The organism is Blautia sp. Marseille-P3087 (genome assembly GCF_900120195.1).
Classification (GTDB): Bacteria; Bacillota; Clostridia; order Lachnospirales; family Lachnospiraceae; genus Blautia_A.
This window is the reverse complement of record NZ_LT635539.1, coordinates 371,430-395,844: the sequence shown is the minus strand read 5'-3', so window position 1 is coordinate 395,844 and position 24,415 is coordinate 371,430. Positions and strand designations below refer to the sequence as shown.

General features: G+C 43.0%; 28 protein-coding genes. 26 read left to right on the top strand and 2 right to left on the bottom strand.

What is annotated here, in order from left to right; genetic code table 11:
• Position 1: 1 nt before the first annotated feature.
• On the bottom strand, positions 2–190 hold the full coding sequence (rpmB, locus tag BQ7344_RS01835) for a 50S ribosomal protein L28 (RefSeq protein ID WP_072521178.1): 189 nt from the start codon (positions 188–190) through the stop codon (positions 2–4).
• 156 nt (positions 191–346) lie between these two features.
• Here rpmB and BQ7344_RS01830 point away from each other — a divergent pair, with 156 nt between their 5' ends.
• The 9 genes from BQ7344_RS01830 to BQ7344_RS01790 all read left to right on the top strand — a co-directional run bounded on the left by BQ7344_RS01830 (position 347) and on the right by BQ7344_RS01790 (position 7,563).
• Positions 347–706 carry an Asp23/Gls24 family envelope stress response protein gene (locus tag BQ7344_RS01830; RefSeq protein WP_072521177.1) on the top strand — a complete coding sequence of 120 codons (360 nt, stop codon included), beginning with the start codon at positions 347–349 and terminating at the stop codon, positions 704–706.
• Positions 707–728: 22 nt separating this feature from the next.
• Positions 729–2,393 (top strand): DAK2 domain-containing protein, encoded by a 1,665-nt coding sequence (locus BQ7344_RS01825; RefSeq protein ID WP_072521176.1) that lies wholly within the window; start codon positions 729–731, stop codon positions 2,391–2,393.
• 4 nt (positions 2,394–2,397) lie between these two features.
• Positions 2,398–4,443 (top strand): ATP-dependent DNA helicase RecG, encoded by a 2,046-nt coding sequence (gene recG, locus BQ7344_RS01820; protein WP_072521175.1) that lies wholly within the window; start codon positions 2,398–2,400, stop codon positions 4,441–4,443.
• A gap of 29 nt (positions 4,444–4,472) precedes the next feature.
• Positions 4,473–4,856: a DUF6465 family protein gene (locus BQ7344_RS01815; RefSeq protein ID WP_072521174.1), complete on the top strand. Its 384-nt coding sequence runs from the start codon at positions 4,473–4,475 to the stop codon at positions 4,854–4,856.
• A gap of 165 nt (positions 4,857–5,021) precedes the next feature.
• Positions 5,022–5,249 (top strand): alpha/beta-type small acid-soluble spore protein, encoded by a 228-nt coding sequence (locus BQ7344_RS01810; RefSeq protein WP_072521173.1) that lies wholly within the window; start codon positions 5,022–5,024, stop codon positions 5,247–5,249.
• Between the two features lie 212 nt (positions 5,250–5,461).
• Positions 5,462–5,857: a methylglyoxal synthase gene (locus BQ7344_RS01805; RefSeq protein ID WP_015542690.1), complete on the top strand. Its 396-nt coding sequence runs from the start codon at positions 5,462–5,464 to the stop codon at positions 5,855–5,857.
• Positions 5,854–6,408, top strand: a complete 555-nt coding sequence (rsmD, locus tag BQ7344_RS01800; protein WP_072521172.1) for a 16S rRNA (guanine(966)-N(2))-methyltransferase RsmD — start codon at positions 5,854–5,856, stop codon at positions 6,406–6,408. Before BQ7344_RS01805 ends, rsmD begins: the two co-directional genes overlap by 4 nt.
• 8 nt (positions 6,409–6,416) lie before the next feature.
• On the top strand, positions 6,417–6,911 hold the full coding sequence (gene coaD, locus BQ7344_RS01795) for a pantetheine-phosphate adenylyltransferase (RefSeq protein ID WP_072521171.1): 495 nt from the start codon (positions 6,417–6,419) through the stop codon (positions 6,909–6,911).
• A 19-nt stretch (positions 6,912–6,930) separates the two neighbouring features.
• Positions 6,931–7,563, top strand: coding sequence for an ATPase (locus tag BQ7344_RS01790; RefSeq protein WP_072521170.1), 633 nt, complete (start codon positions 6,931–6,933; stop codon positions 7,561–7,563).
• Here the strand turns inward: BQ7344_RS01790 and BQ7344_RS01785 are convergent.
• Positions 7,540–8,475, bottom strand: coding sequence for a hypothetical protein (locus BQ7344_RS01785; protein ID WP_159431344.1), 936 nt, complete (start codon positions 8,473–8,475; stop codon positions 7,540–7,542). The two genes, BQ7344_RS01790 and BQ7344_RS01785, sit on opposite strands and share 24 nt — an antisense overlap.
• Before the next feature lie 111 nt (positions 8,476–8,586).
• On the opposite strand from BQ7344_RS01785, the gene BQ7344_RS01780 reads away from it, so the two are divergent.
• From BQ7344_RS01780 to BQ7344_RS01700, 17 genes are all read left to right on the top strand, one after another.
• Positions 8,587–10,038 carry an aminoacyl-histidine dipeptidase gene (locus BQ7344_RS01780; RefSeq protein WP_072521168.1) on the top strand — a complete coding sequence of 484 codons (1,452 nt, stop codon included), beginning with the start codon at positions 8,587–8,589 and terminating at the stop codon, positions 10,036–10,038.
• Between the two features lie 106 nt (positions 10,039–10,144).
• Positions 10,145–10,960: a M23 family metallopeptidase gene (locus BQ7344_RS01775; protein WP_072521167.1), complete on the top strand. Its 816-nt coding sequence runs from the start codon at positions 10,145–10,147 to the stop codon at positions 10,958–10,960.
• 99 nt (positions 10,961–11,059) lie between these two features.
• Positions 11,060–11,866, top strand: a complete 807-nt coding sequence (locus tag BQ7344_RS01770) for a GTP pyrophosphokinase (protein WP_072521166.1) — start codon at positions 11,060–11,062, stop codon at positions 11,864–11,866.
• Between the two features lie 9 nt (positions 11,867–11,875).
• The gene (locus BQ7344_RS01765) at positions 11,876–13,786 is read left to right on the top strand and encodes a YgiQ family radical SAM protein (RefSeq protein ID WP_072521165.1); all 1,911 of its coding nucleotides are present in this window, start codon (positions 11,876–11,878) and stop codon (positions 13,784–13,786) included.
• Between the two features lie 15 nt (positions 13,787–13,801).
• Positions 13,802–14,425, top strand: coding sequence for a hypothetical protein (locus BQ7344_RS01760; protein WP_072521164.1), 624 nt, complete (start codon positions 13,802–13,804; stop codon positions 14,423–14,425).
• A 9-nt stretch (positions 14,426–14,434) separates the two neighbouring features.
• Positions 14,435–15,427: an RluA family pseudouridine synthase gene (locus tag BQ7344_RS01755; protein WP_072521163.1), complete on the top strand. Its 993-nt coding sequence runs from the start codon at positions 14,435–14,437 to the stop codon at positions 15,425–15,427.
• Positions 15,411–15,968 carry a signal peptidase I gene (gene lepB / locus BQ7344_RS01750; RefSeq protein WP_072521162.1) on the top strand — a complete coding sequence of 186 codons (558 nt, stop codon included), beginning with the start codon at positions 15,411–15,413 and terminating at the stop codon, positions 15,966–15,968. Before BQ7344_RS01755 ends, lepB begins: the two co-directional genes overlap by 17 nt.
• Positions 15,969–15,979: 11 nt before the next feature.
• Positions 15,980–16,513, top strand: a complete 534-nt coding sequence (locus BQ7344_RS01745) for a Holliday junction resolvase RecU (RefSeq protein WP_072521161.1) — start codon at positions 15,980–15,982, stop codon at positions 16,511–16,513.
• A gap of 93 nt (positions 16,514–16,606) precedes the next feature.
• Positions 16,607–17,725, top strand: a complete 1,119-nt coding sequence (gene hisZ / locus BQ7344_RS01740; RefSeq protein ID WP_072521160.1) for an ATP phosphoribosyltransferase regulatory subunit — start codon at positions 16,607–16,609, stop codon at positions 17,723–17,725.
• 1 nt (position 17,726) lies between these two features.
• On the top strand, positions 17,727–18,368 hold the full coding sequence (gene hisG, locus BQ7344_RS01735; protein WP_015542703.1) for an ATP phosphoribosyltransferase: 642 nt from the start codon (positions 17,727–17,729) through the stop codon (positions 18,366–18,368).
• Between the two features lie 20 nt (positions 18,369–18,388).
• Positions 18,389–19,690 carry a histidinol dehydrogenase gene (gene hisD / locus BQ7344_RS01730; protein ID WP_072521159.1) on the top strand — a complete coding sequence of 434 codons (1,302 nt, stop codon included), beginning with the start codon at positions 18,389–18,391 and terminating at the stop codon, positions 19,688–19,690.
• A gap of 11 nt (positions 19,691–19,701) precedes the next feature.
• On the top strand, positions 19,702–20,292 hold the full coding sequence (gene hisB, locus BQ7344_RS01725; protein ID WP_072521158.1) for an imidazoleglycerol-phosphate dehydratase HisB: 591 nt from the start codon (positions 19,702–19,704) through the stop codon (positions 20,290–20,292).
• 15 nt (positions 20,293–20,307) lie between these two features.
• Positions 20,308–21,591 (top strand): bifunctional phosphoribosyl-AMP cyclohydrolase/phosphoribosyl-ATP diphosphatase HisIE, encoded by a 1,284-nt coding sequence (gene hisIE / locus BQ7344_RS01720; RefSeq protein ID WP_072521157.1) that lies wholly within the window; start codon positions 20,308–20,310, stop codon positions 21,589–21,591.
• A 10-nt stretch (positions 21,592–21,601) separates the two neighbouring features.
• A complete protein-coding gene (locus BQ7344_RS01715) occupies positions 21,602–21,925 on the top strand; it encodes a DUF1294 domain-containing protein (RefSeq protein WP_072521156.1) in 324 nt (107 codons plus the stop codon).
• 76 nt (positions 21,926–22,001) lie between these two features.
• Positions 22,002–22,388, top strand: a complete 387-nt coding sequence (locus BQ7344_RS01710; RefSeq protein ID WP_072521155.1) for a PH domain-containing protein — start codon at positions 22,002–22,004, stop codon at positions 22,386–22,388.
• A gap of 170 nt (positions 22,389–22,558) precedes the next feature.
• Positions 22,559–23,638 carry a tetratricopeptide repeat-containing glycosyltransferase gene (locus BQ7344_RS01705; RefSeq protein WP_072521154.1) on the top strand — a complete coding sequence of 360 codons (1,080 nt, stop codon included), beginning with the start codon at positions 22,559–22,561 and terminating at the stop codon, positions 23,636–23,638.
• A 120-nt stretch (positions 23,639–23,758) separates the two neighbouring features.
• Entirely contained in the window at positions 23,759–24,280 is a 522-nt protein-coding gene (locus BQ7344_RS01700; protein WP_072521153.1) for a collagen-like domain-containing protein, read from the top strand.
• Positions 24,281–24,415 lie beyond the last annotated feature (135 nt).

The window sequence follows — 24,415 nt, the reverse complement described above, 5'->3', positions numbered from 1 at the left end:
CTTATGCTCTTTCTACTTTTCCGGATCTCAGACAAGAAGTACATACATACATCTTCTGTGCACCGCCAGTAGCGGTTTTAACTCTAACGGATTTCACGTTAGATTTCCACATTTTATTAGATCTTCTATGTGAATGACTTACATTATTTCCGAAATAAGCACCTTTTTCACAAACTGCGCATTTAGCCATGATAGCACCTCCTTGACGCTTTTTTTCAACAGGTCTTATTTTAACAGATGAATTTACCTTTTGCAAGTAAAAAATAGAAATTCTCAAAATTAATATTCCTTTTTGTACAAAAAAAGGTTATAATACATGCATACTAAAAAAATTGGAGGTACCTATATGAGTGGACGTATAGATTCCGGATTGGGGCAGATCGTCATTGATACAGACGTAATTGCCACCTATGCAGGAAGTGTAGCAGTGGAATGTTTCGGTATTATCGGAATGGCCGCAGTCAGCGTAAAGGATGGCCTTGTCAAACTGCTTCGCAAAGACAGCCTGAAACATGGTATCAGTGTAACTATCACCGACGAAAACAAGATCCGCCTGAATTTCCATGTTATTGTTGCTTATGGCGTAAATATCAGTACAATTGCAGACAATCTTGTCAGCAACGTCAAATATAAAGTTGAAGATTTCACTGGCATGGAAATCGAAAAAATCAACATCTATGTGGAGGGCGTTCGCGCCATAGATTAAGAAATCAGAGGAGGAACTTGTGGTGAACATGAAAACCATAGATGCCAAAGTACTTTCCAGAATGTTTCTGGCCGGTGCCAAAAATCTGGAAGCAAAAAAAGAATGGATTAATGAATTAAACGTATTCCCTGTTCCTGACGGGGATACCGGTACAAATATGACAATGACGATCATGTCAGCAGCCGCTGAAGTCGGCGCCCTGACAGATCCGGATATGGAAACACTTGCAAAGGCAATTTCTTCCGGCTCCTTACGTGGTGCAAGAGGAAACTCCGGTGTTATTCTTTCCCAGCTTCTTCGTGGATTTACAAGAAGCGTAAGAAAGTCTAAAGAACTGGATGCACTTTCCATTGCAGCCGCCATGGAAAAAGCAGTTGAGACTGCCTACAAAGCAGTTATGAAACCAAAAGAGGGAACTATCCTGACTGTTGCAAAAGAAGCTGCTCTCAAAGCATCCGAGATTGCACCGGAAGCAGAAGAACTTGAGCCGTTTTTTCATGAAGTATTCGAGCACGCAGAATATACTCTTTCCCGTACACCGGAAATGCTCCCTGTACTGAAAGAAGCAGGTGTTGTAGACTCCGGCGGACAGGGTCTTCTGGAAGTTCTGCGAGGAGCAATCGATGGTTTCCTCGGCAAAGAAATCGATTATTCCGATTTCGAAAAACCGGGTGCAGCCGCAGTCACAAAGATCTCTCAGCAGGCAGAAGCCGATATCAAATTCGGTTACTGCACTGAGTTTATCATTCTTCTGGACAAACCGATGCCGATCGAAGAAGAGCGTTCTTTCAAGGAATTCCTTACTTCCATCGGAGATTCCATCGTTCTTGTTGCAGATGATGAAATTGTAAAAGTACATGTGCATACAAATCATCCGGGACAGGCATTTGAACGTGCACTGACATACGGAGCACTTTCCCGCATGAAAATCGATAATATGCGTGAAGAGCATCAGGAAAAACTGATCAAAGACGCAGAAAAGCTTGCCAGACAGCAGACCGAAGAAGAGAAGAAGCAGACACCGCCGAAAGAGACCGGATTTATTGCTGTTTCCGCAGGTGCCGGTCTTACTGATATCTTCCGTGAACTCGGTGTTGATTACCTGATTGAAGGCGGTCAGACTATGAATCCGAGTACTGAGGACATGCTGAATGCCATTGATAAAGTAAATGCAAAGACCATTTACATTTTACCAAACAACAAAAACATCATTCTTGCAGCAAATCAGGCTCGTGACCTGACAGAAGACAAAAAGATCATTGTCATCCCGACCAAAACAATTCCTCAAGGTGTAACTGCTCTGATCAGCTTCGTCCCTGAAAAAACAGATGATGAAAACACAGCCGAGATGACAGATGCGATTACCCGTGTCCAGACAGGCCAGATCACTTATGCCGTTCGTGATACCCGAATCGATGCCAAAGAAATCCACGAAGGAGATATCATGGGTATCGGCGACAAAGGAATCCTTGCTGTAGGCAGTGGCAAAGAAAACGTTGCAGTTGCTACTGTAGATGCCATGATGACCGATGATGCTGAAGTAATCAGTATTTATTACGGTGCAGATGCTTCTGAAGAAAAAGCAGAAGAACTTGCTTCCACACTGGAAGAGAAGTATCCTGACTGTGAAGTTGAAGTCAACAACGGCGGTCAGCCAATTTACTATTACATTATTTCTGTAGAGTAGGAAAATGAGACAGAGTTTACAGACCTTAAAAGGTGTCGGAGAAAAAACGGAAAAACTTTTTTTTAAACTCGGTATCTATGATACCGAAGATCTCCTTCACTATTATCCAAGAAATTATGACGCATTTGAAGCGCCGGTGGATATCGCAGACCTTGAAGAGGGGACGGTGAAAGCCGTCTCTGCTGCGGTATGTTCCGGCGTTTATGTTCGTTCAACGGGCGGAAAACAGATCATCACCGCAACAGTTGCCGACCAGAGTGGAAAACTTTCCGTCATATGGTTCAACATGCCATACTTGAGAACAATTCTCAAAAAAGGCAGTACTTTCGTATTACGTGGACGGGTCATCAAAAAACAAGACCGGATTCAGATGGAACATCCGGAAGTTTTTACCCCGGCAGCATACGAAGAGATTCTGCACAGCCTGCAGCCAATCTACGGCCTGACAAGCGGACTTTCCAACAAAACCATTACCAAAACAATCCGGCAGCTTCTTGAAAATCTTCCTATGTACAGTGAATTTCTTTCGGAAGATATCCGACAGCGTTACCAGCTTGCAGACATTAATTATGCACTGCGCACTATTCATTTCCCGCTCAGCATGGAAGAACTGCTTGTTTCCAGAAAGCGTCTTGTTTTTGATGAATTTCTGCTGTTCATCCTGTCCATCCAGATGATGAAAGAAAAAAATGAAGAAACTCCCAATTATTTTCCGATTCAGAAAACCTGGATTACCGAACAAATCATTGAAAACCTTCCTTATTCTCTGACAAACGCCCAGCTAAATACCTGGTATGAGATTGAACGTGATATGTCCGGACAGGCACTTATGTCGCGTCTGGTACAGGGCGATGTAGGAAGCGGAAAAACGATCATCGCTTTTCTTGCCATGATTCTTTCCTGCGAAAACGGTTATCAGTCTGCATTGATGGTTCCGACAGAAGTCCTTGCAAAACAACATTATGAAAGTTTTATGAGATTATTAAAACAGCAGGGGCTTGATTTTTGTACAGTACTGCTCACAGGTTCCAATACTGCAAAAGAAAAGCGTGAAATTTATGCAAAAATTGCTTCGGGCGAAGCACAGATCATCATCGGTACACACGCACTGATTCAGGAAAAAGTAATCTACAAAAATCTTTCACTTGTCATCACTGATGAGCAGCACCGCTTCGGTGTCAAGCAGCGCGAATCGCTTGCTGAACGCGGAAACCCGCCCAATGTTCTCGTCATGAGTGCAACACCGATTCCAAGAACTCTGGCAATCATTTTGTACGGAGATCTCGATATCTCTGTGATCGACGAGCTTCCTGCCAAAAGACTTCCGATCAAAAACTGTGTTGTAGATATTTCTTATCGCCCAAAGGCATATTCCTTTATCCAAAAACAGGTGCAGGAGGGAAGACAGGTATATATCATCTGTCCGATGGTAGAAGAGAGTGAAGGACTCGACGCAGAAAATGTCCTGGATTATACTGCAAAAATCAAATCTGTCTTTCCGTCAGATATTCAGATAGAATATCTTCACGGCAAAATGAAAGCCTCCGAAAAAAATCAGATCATGGAGCGTTTCGCGGCAAACAAGATACAGATTCTGGTTTCAACTACCGTTGTTGAAGTCGGTGTTAACGTGCCGAATGCTACAGTCATGATGGTTGAAAATGCAGAGCGTTTCGGTCTTGCACAGCTTCACCAGCTCCGCGGACGTGTCGGCCGTGGAGAACATCAGTCATATTGTATTTTTGTACAGGGAAATAAAGAAGACACCACCTCAAAACGACTGGAAATTCTTAATAAATCCAACGATGGATTTTATATCGCCGGTGAAGATTTAAAACTCCGCGGACCGGGAGATCTGTTTGGCATCCGCCAGAGCGGTGTGATGGAATTTCGCATCGGGGACATTTATAACGATTCCTCCATTCTGAAATCCGCCAGTGAGGCAGCTTCAGAAATCCTTTCACTGGATCCTGACCTGACGCTTCCGCAGAATCAGCTTCTGAAAGAACAGTTGCAAATTCTGACAAATCGTAGTATTCTAGTACCGTAAAAACATAATCATCTTGTAAGGAGGCTATTATGGCTACAAGAACCACAACAAAAAAAGCAGAACTCAAGACATCTACTGCGAAACCGGCTACTGAAAAAGAGGCTCCTGCAAAAAAGACAACTACTGCAAAAGCTGCAGTTAAAGCAACTGTTAAAAAAGCAACTACCAGAAAGACTACTGTCAGAAAAACTGCTTCCAAAAAAGCTGTTTCTTTAAATACCGAAGTATATGTACAGTGGCTTGGTAAAGAAGTATCCGAAAAAGATATTGTAGACAGCATCAAAAAAATCTGGACAGAAGAAATGGGCAAAAAAGAAGCCGATCTTACAGATCTTAAGATTTATATCAAACCAGAAGACAATGGTGCACATTACGTAATCAACAACGATATTACCGGCTTCATCGGTTTATAATTTTATGACTTCAATATTATTTTTTCAATCAGGTTCAGATGATCTTTATGGTCATCTGAATTTTTTATTTCCAGTTAAACCAGTAAGTTCCAGTTTATTTTTCTGTATCCTTCATATACTAGCACTGTAACATCCAATTAAACGAAAACCAAGGAGGAAATAATCATGACAAAAAATACTTCTTCTAACAGAGCAGTTGTACCAGAAGCAAAAGGCGCTCTTGATCGTTTTAAATTTGAGGTTGCAAACGAACTGGGAGTACCGCTTACAGATGGATATAACGGAAACCTGACTTCCAAACAGAACGGAAGCGTCGGCGGCTATATGGTCAAAAAGATGATCGAACAGCAGGAACGCCAGATGTCCGGAAGTTCCCAGAACGAACAGTACTGAGCATTCTGATCAATAACCTAAACTCCTGAATTATTCAGGATAAAGACAGTGCAGCTCCAAAATCTGTAATCAGATTCCGGACTGCACTGTTTTTTTGTATAAATTTTCAAGAAATAATTGCCAATTTTTTGTTGACTTGTTATAATATATGAGAATAGCTATATTATAACTAAAAAACCAGTAATGTATTGGTGAAAATGGAGAGATGAACGATGAATTTAGGAATCATTGCACACAACAGTAAAAAAGTACTTATCGAAGATTTCTGTATCGCATACAAGAATATACTCGCCAAGCATGAGGTTTATGCCACAGGAACTACCGGTCGTCGAATTGAAGAAGCCACAAACCTTCATGTGCATAAGTTTCTTGCAGGAAGCATTGGCGGAGACAAACAGTTTATGGAAATGGTAGAGCGTCAGGATCTTGATATGGTCATTCTTTTTTATAATCCTGTTATGATGGATCCAAAAGAACCTGATATTCAGGCTATAGTCATGCGCTGTGACCAGTATAATATCCCGGTTGCTACCAATATCGCAACCGCTGAACTTCTGATTCTCGGACTTGCCCGTGGTGATCTGGATTGGAGACTGAATTTAAAATGAGAGTAATAGCAGGAACAGCCAGACGGCTTAATCTCAAAACCGTACCTGGCATGGAAACACGACCGACAACTGACCGTATAAAAGAAACACTGTTCAATATTCTGCAGCCTGAAATGCCTGACTGCCGCTTTCTTGATCTTTTCAGCGGAAGCGGAGGAATTGGCATTGAAGCATTAAGCCGTGGCGCTGCATATGCTGTATTCGTAGAAAAGAATCCAAGGGCCTGCAACTGTATCCGTGACAATCTTTCATTTACAAAGCTTGCCGAACATGGTAAACTTCTGAACATGGATGTTTTACAGGCACTTCGTTCCCTTGAGGGCGGAGGAGCCTTTGACTGTATTTTTATGGATCCGCCATATAATCACGATCTGGAACGTCAGGTTCTTGAATACCTGACAGACAGCTCACTTGCTGATGAACACACACTGATCATCACAGAAGCTGATCTGCATACGGATTTTTCCTATGTGACCGATCTCGGATATGAACTGGCACGCTCTAAAGAATACAAGACAAACAAACATGTATTTTTGTATAAAAGAAAGTGAGATCACACATGGTAACAGCAGTATACCCCGGAAGTTTTGATCCGGCGACCTATGGTCATCTGGATGTCATCCGGCGTGCAAGCGTCTCTTTCGACAGAGTAGTAGTCGGAGTTTTGTATAATTCTTCAAAAAGTCCGTTGTTTTCTGTGGAAGAACGTGTTAATATATTGGAAAAGGCGACAAAAGACATACCAAATGTAATCATTAAACCATTTGACGGTCTTTCTGTTAATTTCGCAAGAGAGAATCACGCACAGGTAATCGTGCGTGGTTTGCGTGCTGTCACGGACTTTGAGTATGAACTCCAGATGGCACAGACAAATCGAGTTCTTGCTCCTGATGTAGATACTGTATTCCTCACTACCAGTCTGGAATATGCTTATGTCAGTTCCACCATTATGAAGGAAGTCGCCCGCTTCGGAGGAGATTTGTCAAAATTTGCGCCGCCGGAGATCACCACGACATTACGCGCGAAACTTCAGCAGGTAAACGAGAAAAATTAAAGAGAATGGAGAATATACTATGAGCAGCAGAATCGAACAGATTATTGATGAAATTGACGAGTTTATAGAGAGCTGTAAATTCCAGCCTTTATCCGCAACAAAGATCATTGTAAACAAAGAAGAGATCGAAGAGCTCTTAAGAGAGCTTCGTCTGAAAACACCGGACGAGATCAAACGTTATCAGAAGATCATCAGCAATAAGGATGCCATTCTGGAAGATGCACAGTCCAAAGCAGACGGTATCATCGCGGATGCACAGGCAAAGGCCCAGGAACTTGTCACACAGCATGAGATCATGCAGAAAGCATACGCACAGGCAAACGATACCATCAATGCAGCCAACAAGCAGGCACAGGAAATCCTTGATTCCGCCACTCAGGATGCAAACAGTATTCGTCTGAGCGCCATCACTTATACAGATGATATGATGGCAAACATCGGTTCTGTACTGACTCAGACTCTTGAAGATGCCGGCGGCAAATACAAAGGATTTATTGATTCTCTTCAGAGCTGCCTTGATGTTGTAAACCACAACCGTCAAGAACTGGCTCCGCAGACTGCACAGGCTGCAGCCATGACAGGATCTTATCATGAGGATCTTAGTAAGGCACCGGAAGAAGACAGTCTTTTAGACGATCTTGGTGACGAATAAGAATAAAGCCACAGCAATTACACCATTCAGAAGTTTTGCCACAATATAGAATTTTACGGACAGTTCTTTTGTCACAAGACTTCTGGTCTGGGCAGTTATACAGATTCCGCCACATGCAGTAAGGAAAACTGCCAGCATACCTTTTGTTATGTCCGGCAGTACCAGCAATTGCAGACGATATAGACCGGTAGTCAGTTCCAGTATTCCGGTCAGCAAATATCCCGGAACACTATGTGGTATATACCAGCGACTGATGCAGGCGGACAAAATTGAAAACATAAGAATGTATCCACCCAGCCGGGTAATTGTTTCAAACCCATTCATAATGGAGACATCCAGAAAAGCTCCTGGTGAGCTTATGACGGGTGTCTCTTTTTTCGTAAATGTTTCTTCACGGAAATAGTTTTTCTTTCTGAAAACTATAAAACGAAAAAACTGTGCTGTCATCCATTCAGACACAAGAAGAATCAACAGCATTCTGCAAAATGGAACACTGCCATTCAGACAGATCTGACACAGATATGTACGAACAAATACCGGGCTTGGCTGATTCACAAAGGTAAGCAGATATTCTGCTTCATTTTGGGTAATCTCTCCATTTTCATAAAGATCCGATGTTGTTTTTGCCCCCATAGGATAACCACACAGCATTCCGACCAGAACTGCATATGCACCGGCAGGAGAAATACCCAAAACAATTTTCCATAGTTTTTTAAGCGGTGCCAGTAACCGGCTAATCTGGTCTGTCTGCACCAGTATTCCGGTAAGGATAAGAAAAGGCAGGAGTGTCGGAATCATGACATTCAGCCACAGATTCAAGCCTTCTCTGGCTGCTTTAAGCGCTTCCGCCGGATACACAAGTATAAAACCAATCTGCATGACGCAGAATATTGTAAAAAAAAGTCTTTTCATATTCATATTTTTTATATGCTTTGCTTTACTTTATGCCACATATCAGACAGATATGTCGATAAAATATAACAAATAATGATTGTTATCATTTATTTCATGGAGGAAATCAATATGAGAGTATTAGAAAATTGCGAACCGAAAAAAGTCTTTTATTATTTTGAGGAAATCTGCAAGATCCCGCATGGTTCCAGAAACACCAGACAGATCAGTGATTATCTTGTAGATTTTGCAAAAGAGCATGGCTTCAAATATGTTCAGGATGAACTGAACAACGTCGTTATCTACAAACCCGCGACCCCAGGATACGAAAATGCTCCGACCGTTATCCTTCAGGGACATATGGATATGGTCTGCGAAAAAAGGCCTGATGTAGAGCATGACTTTACAAAAGACGGTCTGAACCTTTCTGTCAAAGACGGATACGTATCTGCAAACGGAACCACTCTCGGCGGTGATGATGGCATTGCAGTTGCTTACTCCCTTGCACTTCTTGACAGCACAGACATCCCTCACCCAGCATTGGAGGTTCTGGTTACTGTAGATGAAGAGATCGGTCTTCTCGGAGCTTTCGGACTGGATTGCAGCGTACTCAGCGGCAAACGCATGATCAATATGGATTCTGAAGCAGAAGGAAGTCTCTGGATCAGCTGTGCCGGAGGTCTTTCCGCAGTCAGCCACATTCCGGTTCAGCGCGTTGCAGCAGAGGGTGAAAAACTTCAGATAAAAGTCTGTGGACTTATGGGCGGACATTCCGGTTCTGAAATTGATAAAAAACGCGCAAATGCCAACATTGTTATGGGAAGATTTCTCTATGCTCTCAAACAGGACACCGATTATGAAATCATTTCTTATGAAGGTGGTCAGAAAGACAATGCCATCACAAGAGAAGCCGTATGTGAAATCCTTGTTGCCAGAGAAGATATCGAAGCAGTAAAAGCCTGTGCCGCCAAAGCAGAAAAAGGGATACGTGAAGAATACGCAGGTACTGATAGCAACATCACTGTCCAGATTACAGAAGAAGGATATGCAGAAACTGATGTGCTTCATCCGACCAGCCGTGAAAAAGTATTATTCTACCTTGTACAGATTCCGTTTGGCATACAGAAAATGAGCGGCAACATTGAAGGTTTAGTGGAAACATCTACAAACATCGGTATCGTCAAGCTGTCCGACGATGAATTCTTCGCCAGTTCCAGTGTCAGAAGCTCCGTAGAAGCAGCCCGAGATGCTCTTTCTGATAAAATCCAGTATCTGACCGAATTCCTCGGTGGAGAATTTGAAATTCAGGGTGCTTACCCGGCATGGGAATACCGCAAAGATTCCCCTCTCCGTGACAAAATGGTATCTGTTTACGAGGAAATGTACGGACAGAAACCGGAAGTTGTTGCCATCCATGCAGGTCTCGAATGCGGTCTTTTCTACAAAAAGATTGAAGGTCTTGACTGTGTATCTCTCGGACCAAACATGAAAGGCATCCACACCTCTGAAGAGGTTCTCGACATTGCCTCCACAGAACGTGTATGGAATTATCTTGTCAAAGTTCTGGAACAGTTAAAAGACTGATTCTGAAATATTTACAACCGATATTTATATACAGAAGATCCCGCACTCTGGCGGGATTTTTCTGCATATACTGTGAAGAGATCTTTACAGAAAGGCTTTCTTCTGTATGAAATCAAATCGTCTTTTTTTCTTTATCATTCTGCTTTTTCTGATTCTGAACTGCTGTAGCATAATCTGGCTGATTCAGGACCGGAGCCATGTTTCAAATCTTACTTTTGTCTCCTGTAATTCGGAATTCTTTCGCGAACAGTTCCTTTCTCCTTCATTATATGAAAAATTATCCGAGCTTTCCGATTCCGGACAGTCATTCGCAAAATTTCTTACTGTAACCATGCTTGACGGACATTTTCATCCCGAAACTGTCTCCACAAACACAACGCCTTATCTGAAATACAAAAGAGAAGAATTTCTTCTTCTGAAAAAATGTTATGAAATGATCTGGTCGGATCTGGAATACTTTCCTGTTGCAGATACAGCAGTCTTTTTTGAAAACAGCTGGCTGACACCACGCAGCTACGGAGGAGAACGCAGGCACGAAGGTACCGATATTTTTGCTTCGCGCAACATTTCGAACTATTATCCAATCATCAGCATCACCGATGGCATCATCGAACAGAAAGGCTGGCTTCCTCTCGGCGGTTACCGAATTGGAATCCGTTCTGAATCCGGTGCCTTTTTTTATTATGCGCACCTTGCCTCTTATGAACCGGATCTCACAGTCGGTGATACTGTTTCTGCCGGAGACATACTTGGATTTATGGGAAATACCGGCTACGGAGAAGAGGGAACCGTCGGAAAATTCCCGGTTCATCTGCATCTGGGAATTTATATTCCCACCTTATACACTGACGAGATGAGTGTAAATCCCTACCACATCCTGGACATTCTTCGAAAAAACACAAGAAAGTATACATATTCTTAACATAATATCTGCAATCTGTGTTATAATGTACGAGAAGTTTTGTCTTCCGGTACTATGGAACATTTCTTCAATGCAACAACTCGTCAAGGAGCGATTTATATGGAAATACAGTTATGGAGAAGTATTTTATGTCCATATGAGCTTGCCGTCAGAGAACTGATGGTAAAATTTGAACATATTATAGATGAACATAAGCAAAACGACCTGTATTCTCCGATAGAGCAGGTCAGCGGTCGTGTAAAAAGTCTTCCAAGCATTCTGGAAAAAATGCAGCGCAAGCATATCCCGATGGATAAAATGGAAGAAGAAATAGAAGACATCGCCGGAATTCGTATCATATGTCAGTTCGAAGAAGATATTGATACTGTTGCCGCGATTATCCGAAACCGCAGCGATATGGTGATAAAAAGTGAAAAAAATTACCTCAAACACATCAAACAGAGCGGATACCGAAGTTATCATCTGATTATTTATTATACTGTAGATACGATCAGCGGTCCGAAGAGACTTCAGGCAGAAATCCAGATTCGTACTATGGCAATGAATTTCTGGGCAACGATTGAACATTCCCTGCAATACAAATACAAAGGTGAAATGCCTTTGCATGTAGCAGAACGACTCAGCAATGCAGCCGACGCTATCATTGCACTGGATCATGAAATGTCCTCTGTCCGCAATGAGATCATGGATGCGCAGAATTCTTCTCAGATGCAGTCCAATCTTGTCAAAGATATCCTTCTCAGCATCGAAAATCTTTACAAGATTTCCAACAAACGGGAAGTCGAAAAAATTCAGGACGAATTTTTACGTGTCTTCCGCACGAAGGATCTGCAGCAGCTTGCACGTTTTCACCGTCAGCTTGATATTATTGCCGAGGGCTATCGTGCACAGTCCGTATCATTTTAGGAGTAACGCATGCAGGATTTTTTACCAATAAACAAAAAAGATATGCAGAAAAGAGGATGGGACTGCGTGGACTTTGTCTACGTTACCGGTGATGCCTACATCGACCATCCTTCTTTTGGTTCCGCGATCATCAGCCGGCTGCTGGAGAGCAGAGGATATCGGGTCGGAATCATTGCACAGCCTGACTGGCGCAAAAAAGAAAGTATTCAGGTATTTGGTGAGCCACGTCTCGGATTTCTTGTTACGGCCGGAAATATGGACTCGATGGTAAACCATTATACCGTATCACGTAAACACCGTCAGAAAGATGCATATTCGCCGGGAGGACAGATGGGGCTCCGACCGGATATGCCAACGGTTGTTTACAGCAATCTAATCCGCCAGACCTACAAACATACACCGATCATTCTCGGCGGCATCGAGGCAAGCCTTCGTCGTCTGGCACATTATGACTACTGGAGTAACCGTGTGCGCCGCAGCGTCCTTATGGATTCCGGTGCCGATCTGATTTCATATGGAATGGGAGAGCATTCCATCATCCAGATTGCAGAAGCTCTTCAGAGCGGAATTCCGGTCGAGGAAATCACCTATATTCCGGGGACCGTCTTCAAAAGCAAAGAACTTTCCCGTGTTTATGATCCGATTGTACTTCCATCTTTTGAAGCCGTCACTGCAGACAAAAAAACATATGCCGAAAGTTTCAATATACAGTATCGCAATACAGATCCGTTCACTGCACATCCGCTTGCAGAAGATTATGGTAACAGAGGATATGTCATACAGAATCCGCCGGCGCTTCCTCTGACACAGCAGGAGATGGACGATGTCTACGATCTTCCGTATCGTGAGACATGGCATCCGGTCTATGATTCCATGGGCGGCATTCCTGCTCTGGAAGAAATCAAATTCAGTCTCACAAGCAACCGTGGTTGTTTTGGCGGCTGTAGTTTCTGTGCGCTGACTTTTCATCAGGGAAGGATTCTGCAGACCAGGAGTCATGAATCTATACTCAGAGAAGCCATAAAAATGACTCAGGATCCGGATTTCAAAGGTTATATTCATGATGTCGGCGGACCTACCGCAGATTTCCGTCAGCCTTCGTGTCAGAAACAGCTGACAAAGGGTGTCTGCCAGAACAGGCAGTGTCTGTTTCCTGAACCCTGCAAAAATCTCAGAGTGGATCATTCAGATTACGTTTCTCTGCTTCGGAAACTGCGTGAAATTCCAGGTGTCAAAAAAGTATTTATCCGTTCAGGCGTCCGGTTTGATTATGTAGTTGCAGACAAGAGTCCTGTTTTTTTGAAAGAACTTGTAAAGCACCATATCAGCGGTCAGCTCCGTGTAGCACCGGAACATGTTTCCAATCAGGTACTTCATTATATGGGAAAACCAAACCATCAGGTCTATGAGGCTTTCCTTAAGGCTTATGACAAAGAAAATCAGGCTACCGGCAAAAAACAGTACGCGGTACCTTATTTTATGTCATCCCATCCGGGATGTACGCTCAAAGACGCGGTAAAACTTGCTGAATATGTACGTGATCTCGGTTTCACACCGGAACAGGTACAGGATTTCTATCCGACACCATCTACGCTGTCTACCTGTATGTATTATACCGGCATTGATCCGAGAGACGGAACACCGGTTTATGTACCAAGGGATCCTCACGAAAAAGCAATTCAGCGTGCACTGATGCAGTACAAAAATCCCGCCAACCGCAAGCTGGTCCTTGAAGGACTCAAAAAAGCAGGTCGGATGGATCTGGTTGGCTTTGGACCGAAATGCCTGATCCGTCCGGAGCGAGACAGTAAAGACAACAACCAGCGTACAGAGCGTACTTCCACTGGTCATAAAGCATCCTCCGGAAAAAGGACCGGTCGAACGATCCGTAATACCCACAAGAAAAAGACTCGAAAATAACAAAAGGAGCGTTTCATGAGCAAAATAAATATATTTTCCAACAGAAGCAAGGGCGATTTCGGATACCTTTCCTCAGAGAAAAAAAGGCGTATTCTCATCACATCCATTTTGTTTGCTGTACCATTGTTGATTTTTTTCACTGCATTATTATATTTTCATACAAGACTGACGATCTGGACTGTCGTAGCAGTTGTCGGCTGTCTGCCTGCATGTAAATCACTGGTCAGCCTGATCATGATCTTTCGTGCCAGACCACTGGATGCTTCTGTTTATAAAAAAATCAGCCAGCATGCTGGAAAGCTTACCATGTCCTACGAAATGTACATGACCTTTTATGAAAAAAGTGCTTCCATCGACGCATTTGCAATCTGCGGAAATGTTGTCGTCGGCTACAGCAGCGATCCCAAAATCAATCTTGCATTTATGGAACAGGAAGCGCAGAAGATTCTCCACGGAAACGGTTTCAAAGTCAATGTAAAGATATTTACCAGACTGGAGCAGTTTCTGGAACGTCTTGATTCTATGAATGAACATAAAGAATCTCTGGAAGAGGGCATCAAATTCCGTCCGGATGAAAAATACCCGGATCTGTCAAGAGATGAGCTGATCAAACACACCATCCTTGCGATCTGCCTGTAAAGGAGCTATATGAAAGAATTTCAGATTACAGATAATGAAGCGGGGCAGCGCTTTGACAAATATCTTGCAAAACTGCTGGGAAATGCACCCAAAAGTTTCTTTTATAAGATGCTCCGCAAGAAAAACATCACCTTAAACGGCAAAAAAGCAAGTGGAAACGAAAAGCTTCAGACCGGAGATCAGATAAAACTTTTTTTAGGTGATGACACTTTTGCAAAATTCAGCCAGCAGAAACAGACTGCGAGAGCAGTGACAGATCTTGATATTCTCTACGAAGACAGTGATATTCTTTTAATCAACAAACCTGTCGGCATGCTTTCTCAGCCTGATGATACAAAAGAACCATCACTCGTAGAATATCTGATCGGATACCTTTTAAATAATGGTTCAATTACAGAAGAAGGACTGCGTACTTTTCATCCATCTGTATGCAACCGCCTGGACAAAAATACAAGCGGTATCGTCGCAGCAGGAAAGTCCCTCGCCGGACTTCAGGAATTGTCCTCCCTGTTTCACGACCGCACGATCCATAAGGATTATCTCTGCATTGTCAAAGGTATCCTGACCGAAAAGGAACAAATCCGCGGATATCTTTACAAAGACACAAAGCTTAATAAAGTAACTATATCAAAAACAAAAATAAAAGATTCCCAGCCCATAGAAACACGCTATGAACCGCTGGGGCATACAAGTCATATGACGCTTCTGCGTGTGCGTCTGATCACCGGACGGACACATCAGATCCGCGCCCATCTTGCCTCCGAGGGCCATCCCCTTGCCGGCGATATGAAATACGGTCAAAAAGAATTTAACCGTTATTTCCATGAAAAATATCATCTGAATCATCAGCTGCTTCATGCATACCGGCTGACTTTCCCGGAGCTTACCGGAAAGTTCGCCACATTGTCCGGCAAATGTTTCCTTGCACCTTTGCCAAAGCAGTTTTTAACCATATTAAAAGAAGAACACTTAGAGGAGAGTTATTATGAAAATCTGGAATGAAATCTGGGATTATATAAAAATGATCATTATTGTTGTTGTCGTTGTTCTTGTGGTAAACAACGTAGTTCTTATCAATGCAAAGATTCCTTCTGAATCTATGGAAAACACGATCATGACCGGTGACCGTATCTTCGGATTTCGTATGGCATACGGACTTAACTTTGATCTTTTCGGCAAACATATTTCATACCAAACAAAAGACCCGGAACGTTTTGATATCATCATCTTCAAGTTCCCGGATGACGAAAGCCAGCTGTTTATCAAACGTCTGATCGGACTCCCGGGTGAGACTGTTGAAATCCGTGACGGAAAAGTCTACATAAACGGTTCCGATGAACCTCTGGATGACAGTTTTGTACCAGAAGTACCGACCGGAAATTATGGTCCGTACACAGTGCCGGAAAACAGTTACTTCATGCTCGGAGACAACCGTGAATATTCCAGAGATTCCAGATTCTGGAAGAACACCTTTGTTTCCTTTGATGAGATTGTAGGAAAAGCAATCGTTCGCTATTATCCATCCATCAAGCTTCTGAAATAAGAGGAATATATATGGCAACATGGAACAGCAGAGGCCTCCGGGGTTCTACCCTGGAGGATCTCATCAATCGTACAAACGAACAATACGCCGAGAAAAAGCTTGCCCTGATCCAGAAGATTCCCACACCGATCACACCGGTCCGCATGGACAAAGAAAACCGGCATATCACACTTGCTTACTTTGAACAGAGAAGTACCGTCGATTACATCGGCGCTGTACAGGGAATTCCTGTCTGCTTCGATGCCAAAGAATGCAGTGTTGATACATTCCCATTAAGCAATATCCACCCACACCAGGTCGAGTTTATGAATGCATTCGAACAGCAGGGGGGCATTGCTTTTTTTCTTATCTTTTTCAGTCATGCTGATTTATTTTATTACCTGCCATTACGTGATCTGATAATTTTCTGGAACCGCATGAAAGAGGGCGGGCGCAAAAGTTTTCGACGCGAAGAATTAAATAACATTTATTATCTTCAAAAGAAAAATGGATTCCTGATTCCGTATCTTGATGGAATCCAGACAGATTTGAAATTGCGGGATTGACAATTTCTGCTTTTCCTATTATAATTTCTTTGTTTTATATAGTAGCATGGTAGCACGTTAAAGTGTTTCTCATATAATGAGGAGGAAACGATTATGCAGCGAATTTTTCACACGCCGGAAGGTGTACGCGATATTTACAACGGAGAGTGCAGTCAGAAGCATCATCTTCAGACAGAAATCCGCACAGTATTTGATTCCTATGGATATGAGGAGATTGAAACTCCTTCTTTTGAATATTTTGAAGTTTTCAGCAGAGAGGTTGGAACGATTCCATCCAAGGATCTTTATAAATTTTTTGACCGTGAAGGAAACACTCTGGTATTACGTCCGGACTTTACCCCGTCTGTTTCCAGAGCCTGCGCCACTTATTTCAATCCAGAGCAGGAAGTTGTCACACTGTCCTATACAGGAAACACTTTCATTAATAACTCCAGTTATCAGGGACGTCTGAAAGAAACGACACAGATGGGTGTCGAGCGTATCGGTGATGATTCTGCCGAAGCAGATGCGGAACTTCTTGCCATGACTGTAGAATGTCTTCTTAAATCCGGTCTGAAAGAATTTCAGGTCAGTGTCGGACAGGTGGATTACTTCAAATCACTTCTGCAGGACGCAGGATTGGATACCGAAGCAGAAGAAAATCTCCGTTCTCTGATTTCTCAGAAGAATTACTTTGGCGTAGAAGATCTTGTCCGCAGCCAGAATATCCCGACAAATCTGGAAAAAGCTTTCCTGGAACTGCCTCATCTCTTTGGCTCTGCAGAAGTTCTCGCAAAAGCACGCAGTCTGACAGACAATATCTGTGCGATCAAAGCCGTAGAACGTCTGGAAGAGATTTATGAGATTCTTAAAATCTACGGATACGAAAAATATATCAGTTTTGATTTTGGTATGCTCAGCAAACTGCAGTATTATACCGGAATCATTTTTCAGGCATACACCTATGGAACCGGTGAACCGGTCGTAAAAGGCGGCCGCTACAATGAACTTCTGAAACATTTCGGAAAGCCTGCTGCCTCCATCGGTTTCGGACTTGCTGTAGATAATCTGCTCATGGCATTGTCCAGACAGAAGATCAGCCTTCCGAAAAAGAAAGCGCCGGTCATCCTGACTTATACTGAGGCAAACCGCTGTGAAGCCATCCGGGAAGCTCAGGAACTCAGAAGCAAGGGTACATCCGTTGCCCTGCGCCGCGAAAAGGAGGACTGCTGATATGAGATATCTTACTGTTGCACTTACAAAAGGACGACTTGCCCAGAAAACCCTGGACATGTTTGAAAAAATCGGTATCACCTGTGAGGAGATGCGTGATAAAGATACGCGTAAACTTATTTTCGTCAACGAAGAACTGAAATTACGTTTTTTCCTTGCAAAAGGTCCTGACGTACCTACCTATGTTGAGTACGGTGCCGCTGATATCGGCGTTACCGGCAAAGACATCATCCTTGAAGAAGGACGCAAAATGTATGAAGTCATGGATCTCGGTTTCGGAAAATGCCGTATGTGCGTCTGCGGACCGGAAAGCGCCCGTGAACTTCTGCAGAATAATCAGCTGATCCGCGTAGCAACCAAATATCCGAATATTGCAAAAGATTATTTCTATAACAAAAAACATCAGACCGTAGAAATCATCAAACTGAACGGTTCCATCGAACTTGCTCCGATTGTCGGACTGTCCGAAGTGATCGTCGACATTGTAGAAACAGGAAGCACACTCCGTGAAAACGGATTGAATGTTCTCGAAGAAGTCTGCCCGCTTTCTGCAAGAATGGTTGTCAATCAAGTCAGCATGAAAATGGAAGATGAACGAATCCGCAATCTGATCCGTGATCTTCGAAATGTAATTGATAAATAAAAACAGAAGGGATGAGCACAATGCGTACAGTAGCACTTACAAAAGAAAGCACAAAAGATATTCTGGAAAATCTCCTGAAACGAAGCCCAAATAACTACGGCAAATTCGAATCTGCCGTTGATGAGATTCTTCACAAAGTAAAAACAGAAGGTGATTCCGCCCTTTTTGCCTATACTAAAGAATTTGACAAAACTGAAATTACCGCAGATACGATCAAAGTCACCGAAGAAGAGATCAAAGAAGCTTATGAAGCTGTGGATCCGGTGCTGATCGATGTCATCCGTAAAGCACTTGTCAATATCAGAAGCTATCACGAAAAGCAGAGACAGAACAGCTGGTTTACCAGCGAAACAAACGGAACCATGCTCGGTCAGAAAGTAACTGCCCTTGAAAGAGTCGGTGTATATGTACCGGGTGGCAAGGCAGTATATCCTTCCTCCGTTCTTATGAACATCGTACCTGCCAAAGTTGCAGGTGTTGACCAGATCGTTATGACCACCCCTCCGGGAAAAGACGGTAAAGTAAATCCGTCCACACTTGTTGCCGCAAAAGAAGCCGGTGCTGATGAAATCTACAAAGTCGGCGGTGCACAGGCGATCGGTGCTCTTGCCTACGGTACAGAAAGTATCCCGAAAGTTGACAAGATCGTAGGACCTGGCAATATTTTTGTTGCTCTCGCCAAAAAAGCCGTATATGGATATGTCAGCATTGATTCCATTGCAGGACCAAGTGAGATTCTTGTTCTTGCCGATGAAACTGCTAATCCGAGATATGTAGCTGCAGACCTTCTTTCTCAGGCAGAACACGACGAACTTGCTTCCGCAATCCTGATTACCACAAGCAAAGAATTTGCGGCAAAAGTCAGCGAAGAAGTTGATGGTTTTGTCAAAGTTCTTTCCCGAAAAGAGATCATCCAGAAGTCTCTCGACAATTTTGGCTATATCCTGATTGCCGAAGACATGGACGAGGCAATTGATGCAGCAAATGCCATTGCTTCTGAACATATGGAGATCGTGACTGCAAATCCGTTTGAAGTTATGATGAAAGTACGTAATGCAGGTGCCATCTTTATCGGAGAAAATAGTTCTGAACCTCTCGGTGATTATTTTGCAGGACCAAACCACGTCCTTCCGACAAACGGAACAGCAAAATTTTTCTCCGCACTTTCCGTAGACGATTTTGTCAAGAAGTCAAGCATCGTATATTATTCAAGAGAGGCACTGCGTAAGATTCACAAAGATATCGAACAGTTTGCTACATCCGAACAGCTGACTGCACACGCAAATTCCATTGCGGTACGGTTCGAAGACGAAGAACAGTAGGAGGAGAAGCCATGGCAAGAGAAGCTTCTGTAGAACGAAACACCAAAGAAACTGAAATCAAATTAAAACTAAATCTCGACGGAACCGGTTACTCAGATATTGAGACCGGTGTCGGATTTTTTGATCATATGCTGGATGGTTTTACCCGCCACGGACTTTTTGACCTGGCCATACGGGTACACGGTGACCTCCAGGTAGACGATCATCACACGATCGAAGATACCGGTATTGTGCTTGGTTCCGCAATCAAAGAGACCATTGGGGACAAAAAAGGCATCCGCCGCTACGGAAGCTGTATTCTGCCTATGGATGAAGTTCTGGTGCTGTGTGCTATTGATTTATCCGGACGCCCTTATTTTTCATGGGATGCAGAATTTACATCTGAAAAAATCGGAGATATGTCCACCGAAATGGTAAAAGAATTTTTCTATGCCATTTCTTATTCCTGTGGAATGAATCTGCATATCAAAGTTCTTACCGGTGGCAACAGTCACCATGTCGCAGAAGCAATGTTCAAAAGCTTTGCAAAAGCTCTGGATCAGGCGGTTTCTTTTGATCCGCGTATTACAGACGTACTTTCTACTAAGGGAAGTCTTGCATAAGGAGGAAATTCAGCCATGGCAGATAAATTATTGATTCCCTGTCTGTATCTGCAGTCAGGAAAAGCAGTCACCGGTTTTGGTCAGAGAAATCTGTTCGGTGACGGAAACATAGAAAATCTTGTCCGTTTTTACCGAGACAATGGCGCTGATGAACTTCTCATTTTTGATATTTCTTCCGGAGACACAGAGCATGAACAGGCCATTTCCAACATTAAGAGCATCTGTTCTGCTGCCGAAATTCCTGTTATGGCAGCAGGCAATATCAATCGCATGGAAGACGTCAAAAAACTTCTTTATGCCGGCTGTGCAAAGGTCGTCCTGAATTTTTCAAAAGCCAATAATATTTCGCTTCTTGAAGAAGTATCCAGACGTTTCGGCAAAGAAAAAATGGCAGTCTGTATTTCTTCTACGGAAGAATTCACCGCAAACCAGGCATTGATCGAGTCATTTGCAGATGAAGTCCTTGCACTTGATACCATTCAAGATGAAATTCATGCATGTTCCTCTATCAAAATCATCCTTCATACAGAAGTAAGCAAGACTGCCGCACTTAAATCTCTGCTTCAGAAGAATTCTGTGTATGCTTTAAGCGGTGCCTATATCAGCTCTCTTGATATTTCTCTTCAGGATTTCAAGACAGACTGTAAAGCAGACGGAATTCCTGTTGTTACCTTTGAGAGTGCCATTGCATGGGCTGATTTTAAACTGAACAGTGACGGACTGATTCCGGTAGTCGTTCAGGATTATAAAACTGATCAGGTACTTATGGTCGCATATATGAATGAAGAAGCTTTTAATAATACACTCAAAACAGGAAAAATGACATACTGGAGCCGCAGCCGCCAGGAGCTCTGGCTTAAGGGACTTACGTCCGGCCATTTCCAATATGTCAAGTCACTTGCTCTTGATTGTGACAACGACACGATCCTTGCAAAAGTAGATCAGATCGGAGCGGCCTGCCATACCGGCAGCAGAAGCTGTTTCTTCAAACCTCTGGTTCAGAAGGAATCCAACGACACCAATCCGCTTCATGTATTCCAGGATGTATATGATGTCATCGCCGACCGCAAACTTCATCCGAAGGAAGGCTCCTATACCAACTATCTCTTCGACAAGGGCATTGACAAGATACTCAAAAAAGTTGGCGAAGAGTGCACAGAGATCATCATTGCTGCTAAGAACCCGGACAAAGAAGAAATCAAATACGAGATTTCTGATTTTCTGTACCACGCCATGGTCCTCATGGTCGAAAAAGGAGCCACCTGGGAAGAGATCACCAACGAACTTGCCAGAAGGTAGGTAATTGCCAATGAACAATTTTGACTATCATCTGCTCGCCAATTTTCAGGATTTTTTTATCCGACACAGAGGAGTGTATATTTATCTGATCATCATAAATCTTGTTACGTTCGCTGTGTTTGGAATTGATAAGTTTAATGCGATACATCATCGTTCAAGAATACGGGTTTCTACACTTTTCAGACTTTCTCTGATCGGCGGCTCCATCGGCGGACTGGCTGCCATGTACCTGTTTCGCCATAAAACACAAAAGCTTAATTTTACATTGGGTATCCCCCTCATCCTTTTTGTACAGATAATTATATTGTTTTTTGCAGCAAACACCGGATGGTAGATCTGACCTTATTGCATCTGGCAAATTGTTCCTTTATGTGATAAAATAAAGCAAAAACAACGAGGGAGGATTAATGATGACCTATACAGAAAAAAAGCGTTCCATGTTTCTTGGCTTACCATGGACTTTTACCTCTTATACCGTTACAGATGAGATCATAACAATAAACAACGGATTATTGAGAAAAGAGGAGAATGACTGTTACCTTTATAAAGTAATTGATGTACGTCTGGAGAGTACTCTGCTGGAGCGTATGCTGGGACTCGGAACCATTCATTGCTTTACAGGCGATGTTACAGACCCGGATCTCAAACTGTGCCATATCAAACATTCCAAAGAAATCAAGGACTTTATCCTGAAACATTCCGAGGAAGAGCGGATGAAAAGAAAAACATTAAACATGCAGCATCTGGACGGCAATCCAGCCATGAGCCAAATGGCAGAGACCGACAGCTGCAGATAAAATCATACTCAAAAGGGCAGGTCTGCTACAGGCCTGTCCTTTTTGCTTACAATTGATTGCTTTTTATCTGCTGAGAAATATTTTCGAAAACCGTCAGATACTTACCAACGGGTATATAGCAAATAAAAGATACATAAATTTTATAAAATCATAAAGGATAATCATCAAATATGATTTCACTCACCCTTTGTATGATCGTAAAAAATGAAGAAGCTGTGCTGGAAAGGATATTAAACCCTGTTTCGGAGATTGTGGATGAAATTCTGATTGCAGATACCGGTTCTTCGGACAGAACGAAAGAGATTGCCGGACAATATACCTCTCAGGTATTTGATTTTCCCTGGTGTGATGATTTTTCTGCTGCAAGGAATTTTCTTGTAGAAAAAGTACGCACGGATTACTGGATGTGGCTGGATGCGGACGATGTTATGGATGAAAAGAATCTGGAGAAACTTAAACTGCTGAAAGCATCCCTTGATAAAAAAGTCGATGTAGTGATGATGGAATATGCTGCTTGTTTTGACAGCACTGGAAAGGTGACATTCTCTTACTACAGGGAAAGAATTCTTAAAACTTCAGAAAATTTCCGGTGGAGCGGAAAAGTTCATGAGGCGATAACGCCAACGGGGAACATTTTTTATTCAGATATAAAAATCCAACATCGAAAATGCACTCAGAGAGATCCGGATAGGAATCTTCGAATTTATCAGAAAATGCTGGCTGAGGAGGAAAAGCTGGAACCACGACACCAATTGTATTATGGACGAGAATTGTTTTATCATCAAAAGTATCAGGAAACCGCAGATGTACTCGAAGCTTTTCTGGAAGAGCCGGGTACATGGATTGAGAATCGCATAGATGCCTGTATGATTCTCGGACAGTGTTATAACAAACTTAAAAAAAACGATGCTGCACTCGAAGCTTTTCTGTACAGTCTGACGCTGGATATTCCCAGAGCTGAAATCTGCTGCGAGATTGGAAAAATCTTTCTGGAAAGAAAGTGGTACAGACAGGCCGCTTACTGGTACGGTCAGGCACTTACCGCTCCTTCTGAAAAAAAGAAGGGTGGTTTTTTTATGGCAGAATGTCATGGCTTTGTACCATATATGCAGCTTTGTGTCTGCTATGACAGAATGGGATGTCATGAGCAGGCTTTCTTTTTTCACAAAAAAGCAAGCAAAGAAAAACCGGATGATCCGGGAGTAAAATATAATACGAATTATTTCAGAGAAAAGTATGGATTGGAATGATAAAAAAATTATAGCATTCCTGCTGTAAGCAGTAACAATAGCATTATCCTGTGTGCACAGTTAGATTCTGTTGCTCATATACTGTATGGAAAGTTATTTGCAGTATGAGGTGAATATAGTATGTTGTTGAGACGCCGCAAACAGAATGAGCTGGAGATGCAGCAGGACAGACATGATGATGTATCCTGTACATCGTGTTTTGGAAATAACAATCACTGCGAATGTAACAGAGGCTGTCCGGGGCCGACAGGACCGACAGGACCAAGAGGATGCCCGGGAGTACCTGGTCCTATAGGCCCACAGGGACCGCAGGGCGAACCTGGAATTCAGGGATATACCGGAGCAACTGGGGCTACCGGGCCTACCGGTGCTACTGGACCTACCGGTGCTACCGGACCTGCCGGAGAGCAGGGAGCTACTGGTTCAACTGGAGCAACCGGGGCTACTGGACCTGCCGGAGAGCAGGGAGCTACTGGTTCAACCGGCGCTACCGGGGCTACTGGAGCTACGGGGGCTACCGGACCTGCTGGAACAGTGACACCGGCAACTGCCGTGGGGGATGCCAACAATCTGGACGACATTGTAGAGGACTTTAATGCACTGCTTGCAAATCTAAGAGATGCCGGCATACTTGAACGTTGATTTTCCTTTATCTGTCACACTAATTATTGCTTGAATTCCCCATGCAAACCATATATAATAGGAATACTGTGAAGAAATATCATTATGTCGCGGGATACTATTTGTGAACAGTGGCAGATATCTCTTCATGTAACC

Bases quoted from the DNA above. Each gene is read 5' to 3' on its own strand.
- rpmB (WP_072521178.1), bottom strand. From the start codon at position 190: ATGGCTAAATGCGCAGTTTGTGAAAAAGGTGCTTATTTCGGAAATAAT.
- BQ7344_RS01830 (WP_072521177.1), top strand. From the start codon at position 347: ATGAGTGGACGTATAGATTCCGGATTGGGGCAGATCGTCATTGATACA.
- recG (WP_072521175.1), top strand. From the start codon at position 2,398: ATGAGACAGAGTTTACAGACCTTAAAAGGTGTCGGAGAAAAAACGGAA.
- BQ7344_RS01815 (WP_072521174.1), top strand. From the start codon at position 4,473: ATGGCTACAAGAACCACAACAAAAAAAGCAGAACTCAAGACATCTACT.
- BQ7344_RS01810 (WP_072521173.1), top strand. From the start codon at position 5,022: ATGACAAAAAATACTTCTTCTAACAGAGCAGTTGTACCAGAAGCAAAA.
- BQ7344_RS01805 (WP_015542690.1), top strand. From the start codon at position 5,462: ATGAATTTAGGAATCATTGCACACAACAGTAAAAAAGTACTTATCGAA.
- rsmD (WP_072521172.1), top strand. From the start codon at position 5,854: ATGAGAGTAATAGCAGGAACAGCCAGACGGCTTAATCTCAAAACCGTA.
- coaD (WP_072521171.1), top strand. From the start codon at position 6,417: ATGGTAACAGCAGTATACCCCGGAAGTTTTGATCCGGCGACCTATGGT.
- BQ7344_RS01790 (WP_072521170.1), top strand. From the start codon at position 6,931: ATGAGCAGCAGAATCGAACAGATTATTGATGAAATTGACGAGTTTATA.
- BQ7344_RS01785 (WP_159431344.1), bottom strand. From the start codon at position 8,475: ATGAAAAGACTTTTTTTTACAATATTCTGCGTCATGCAGATTGGTTTT.
- BQ7344_RS01780 (WP_072521168.1), top strand. From the start codon at position 8,587: ATGAGAGTATTAGAAAATTGCGAACCGAAAAAAGTCTTTTATTATTTT.
- BQ7344_RS01775 (WP_072521167.1), top strand. From the start codon at position 10,145: ATGAAATCAAATCGTCTTTTTTTCTTTATCATTCTGCTTTTTCTGATT.
- BQ7344_RS01770 (WP_072521166.1), top strand. From the start codon at position 11,060: ATGGAAATACAGTTATGGAGAAGTATTTTATGTCCATATGAGCTTGCC.
- BQ7344_RS01765 (WP_072521165.1), top strand. From the start codon at position 11,876: ATGCAGGATTTTTTACCAATAAACAAAAAAGATATGCAGAAAAGAGGA.
- BQ7344_RS01760 (WP_072521164.1), top strand. From the start codon at position 13,802: ATGAGCAAAATAAATATATTTTCCAACAGAAGCAAGGGCGATTTCGGA.
- BQ7344_RS01755 (WP_072521163.1), top strand. From the start codon at position 14,435: ATGAAAGAATTTCAGATTACAGATAATGAAGCGGGGCAGCGCTTTGAC.
- lepB (WP_072521162.1), top strand. From the start codon at position 15,411: ATGAAAATCTGGAATGAAATCTGGGATTATATAAAAATGATCATTATT.
- BQ7344_RS01745 (WP_072521161.1), top strand. From the start codon at position 15,980: ATGGCAACATGGAACAGCAGAGGCCTCCGGGGTTCTACCCTGGAGGAT.
- hisZ (WP_072521160.1), top strand. From the start codon at position 16,607: ATGCAGCGAATTTTTCACACGCCGGAAGGTGTACGCGATATTTACAAC.
- hisG (WP_015542703.1), top strand. From the start codon at position 17,727: ATGAGATATCTTACTGTTGCACTTACAAAAGGACGACTTGCCCAGAAA.
- hisD (WP_072521159.1), top strand. From the start codon at position 18,389: ATGCGTACAGTAGCACTTACAAAAGAAAGCACAAAAGATATTCTGGAA.
- hisB (WP_072521158.1), top strand. From the start codon at position 19,702: ATGGCAAGAGAAGCTTCTGTAGAACGAAACACCAAAGAAACTGAAATC.
- hisIE (WP_072521157.1), top strand. From the start codon at position 20,308: ATGGCAGATAAATTATTGATTCCCTGTCTGTATCTGCAGTCAGGAAAA.
- BQ7344_RS01715 (WP_072521156.1), top strand. From the start codon at position 21,602: ATGAACAATTTTGACTATCATCTGCTCGCCAATTTTCAGGATTTTTTT.
- BQ7344_RS01710 (WP_072521155.1), top strand. From the start codon at position 22,002: ATGACCTATACAGAAAAAAAGCGTTCCATGTTTCTTGGCTTACCATGG.
- BQ7344_RS01705 (WP_072521154.1), top strand. From the start codon at position 22,559: ATGATTTCACTCACCCTTTGTATGATCGTAAAAAATGAAGAAGCTGTG.
- BQ7344_RS01700 (WP_072521153.1), top strand. From the start codon at position 23,759: ATGTTGTTGAGACGCCGCAAACAGAATGAGCTGGAGATGCAGCAGGAC.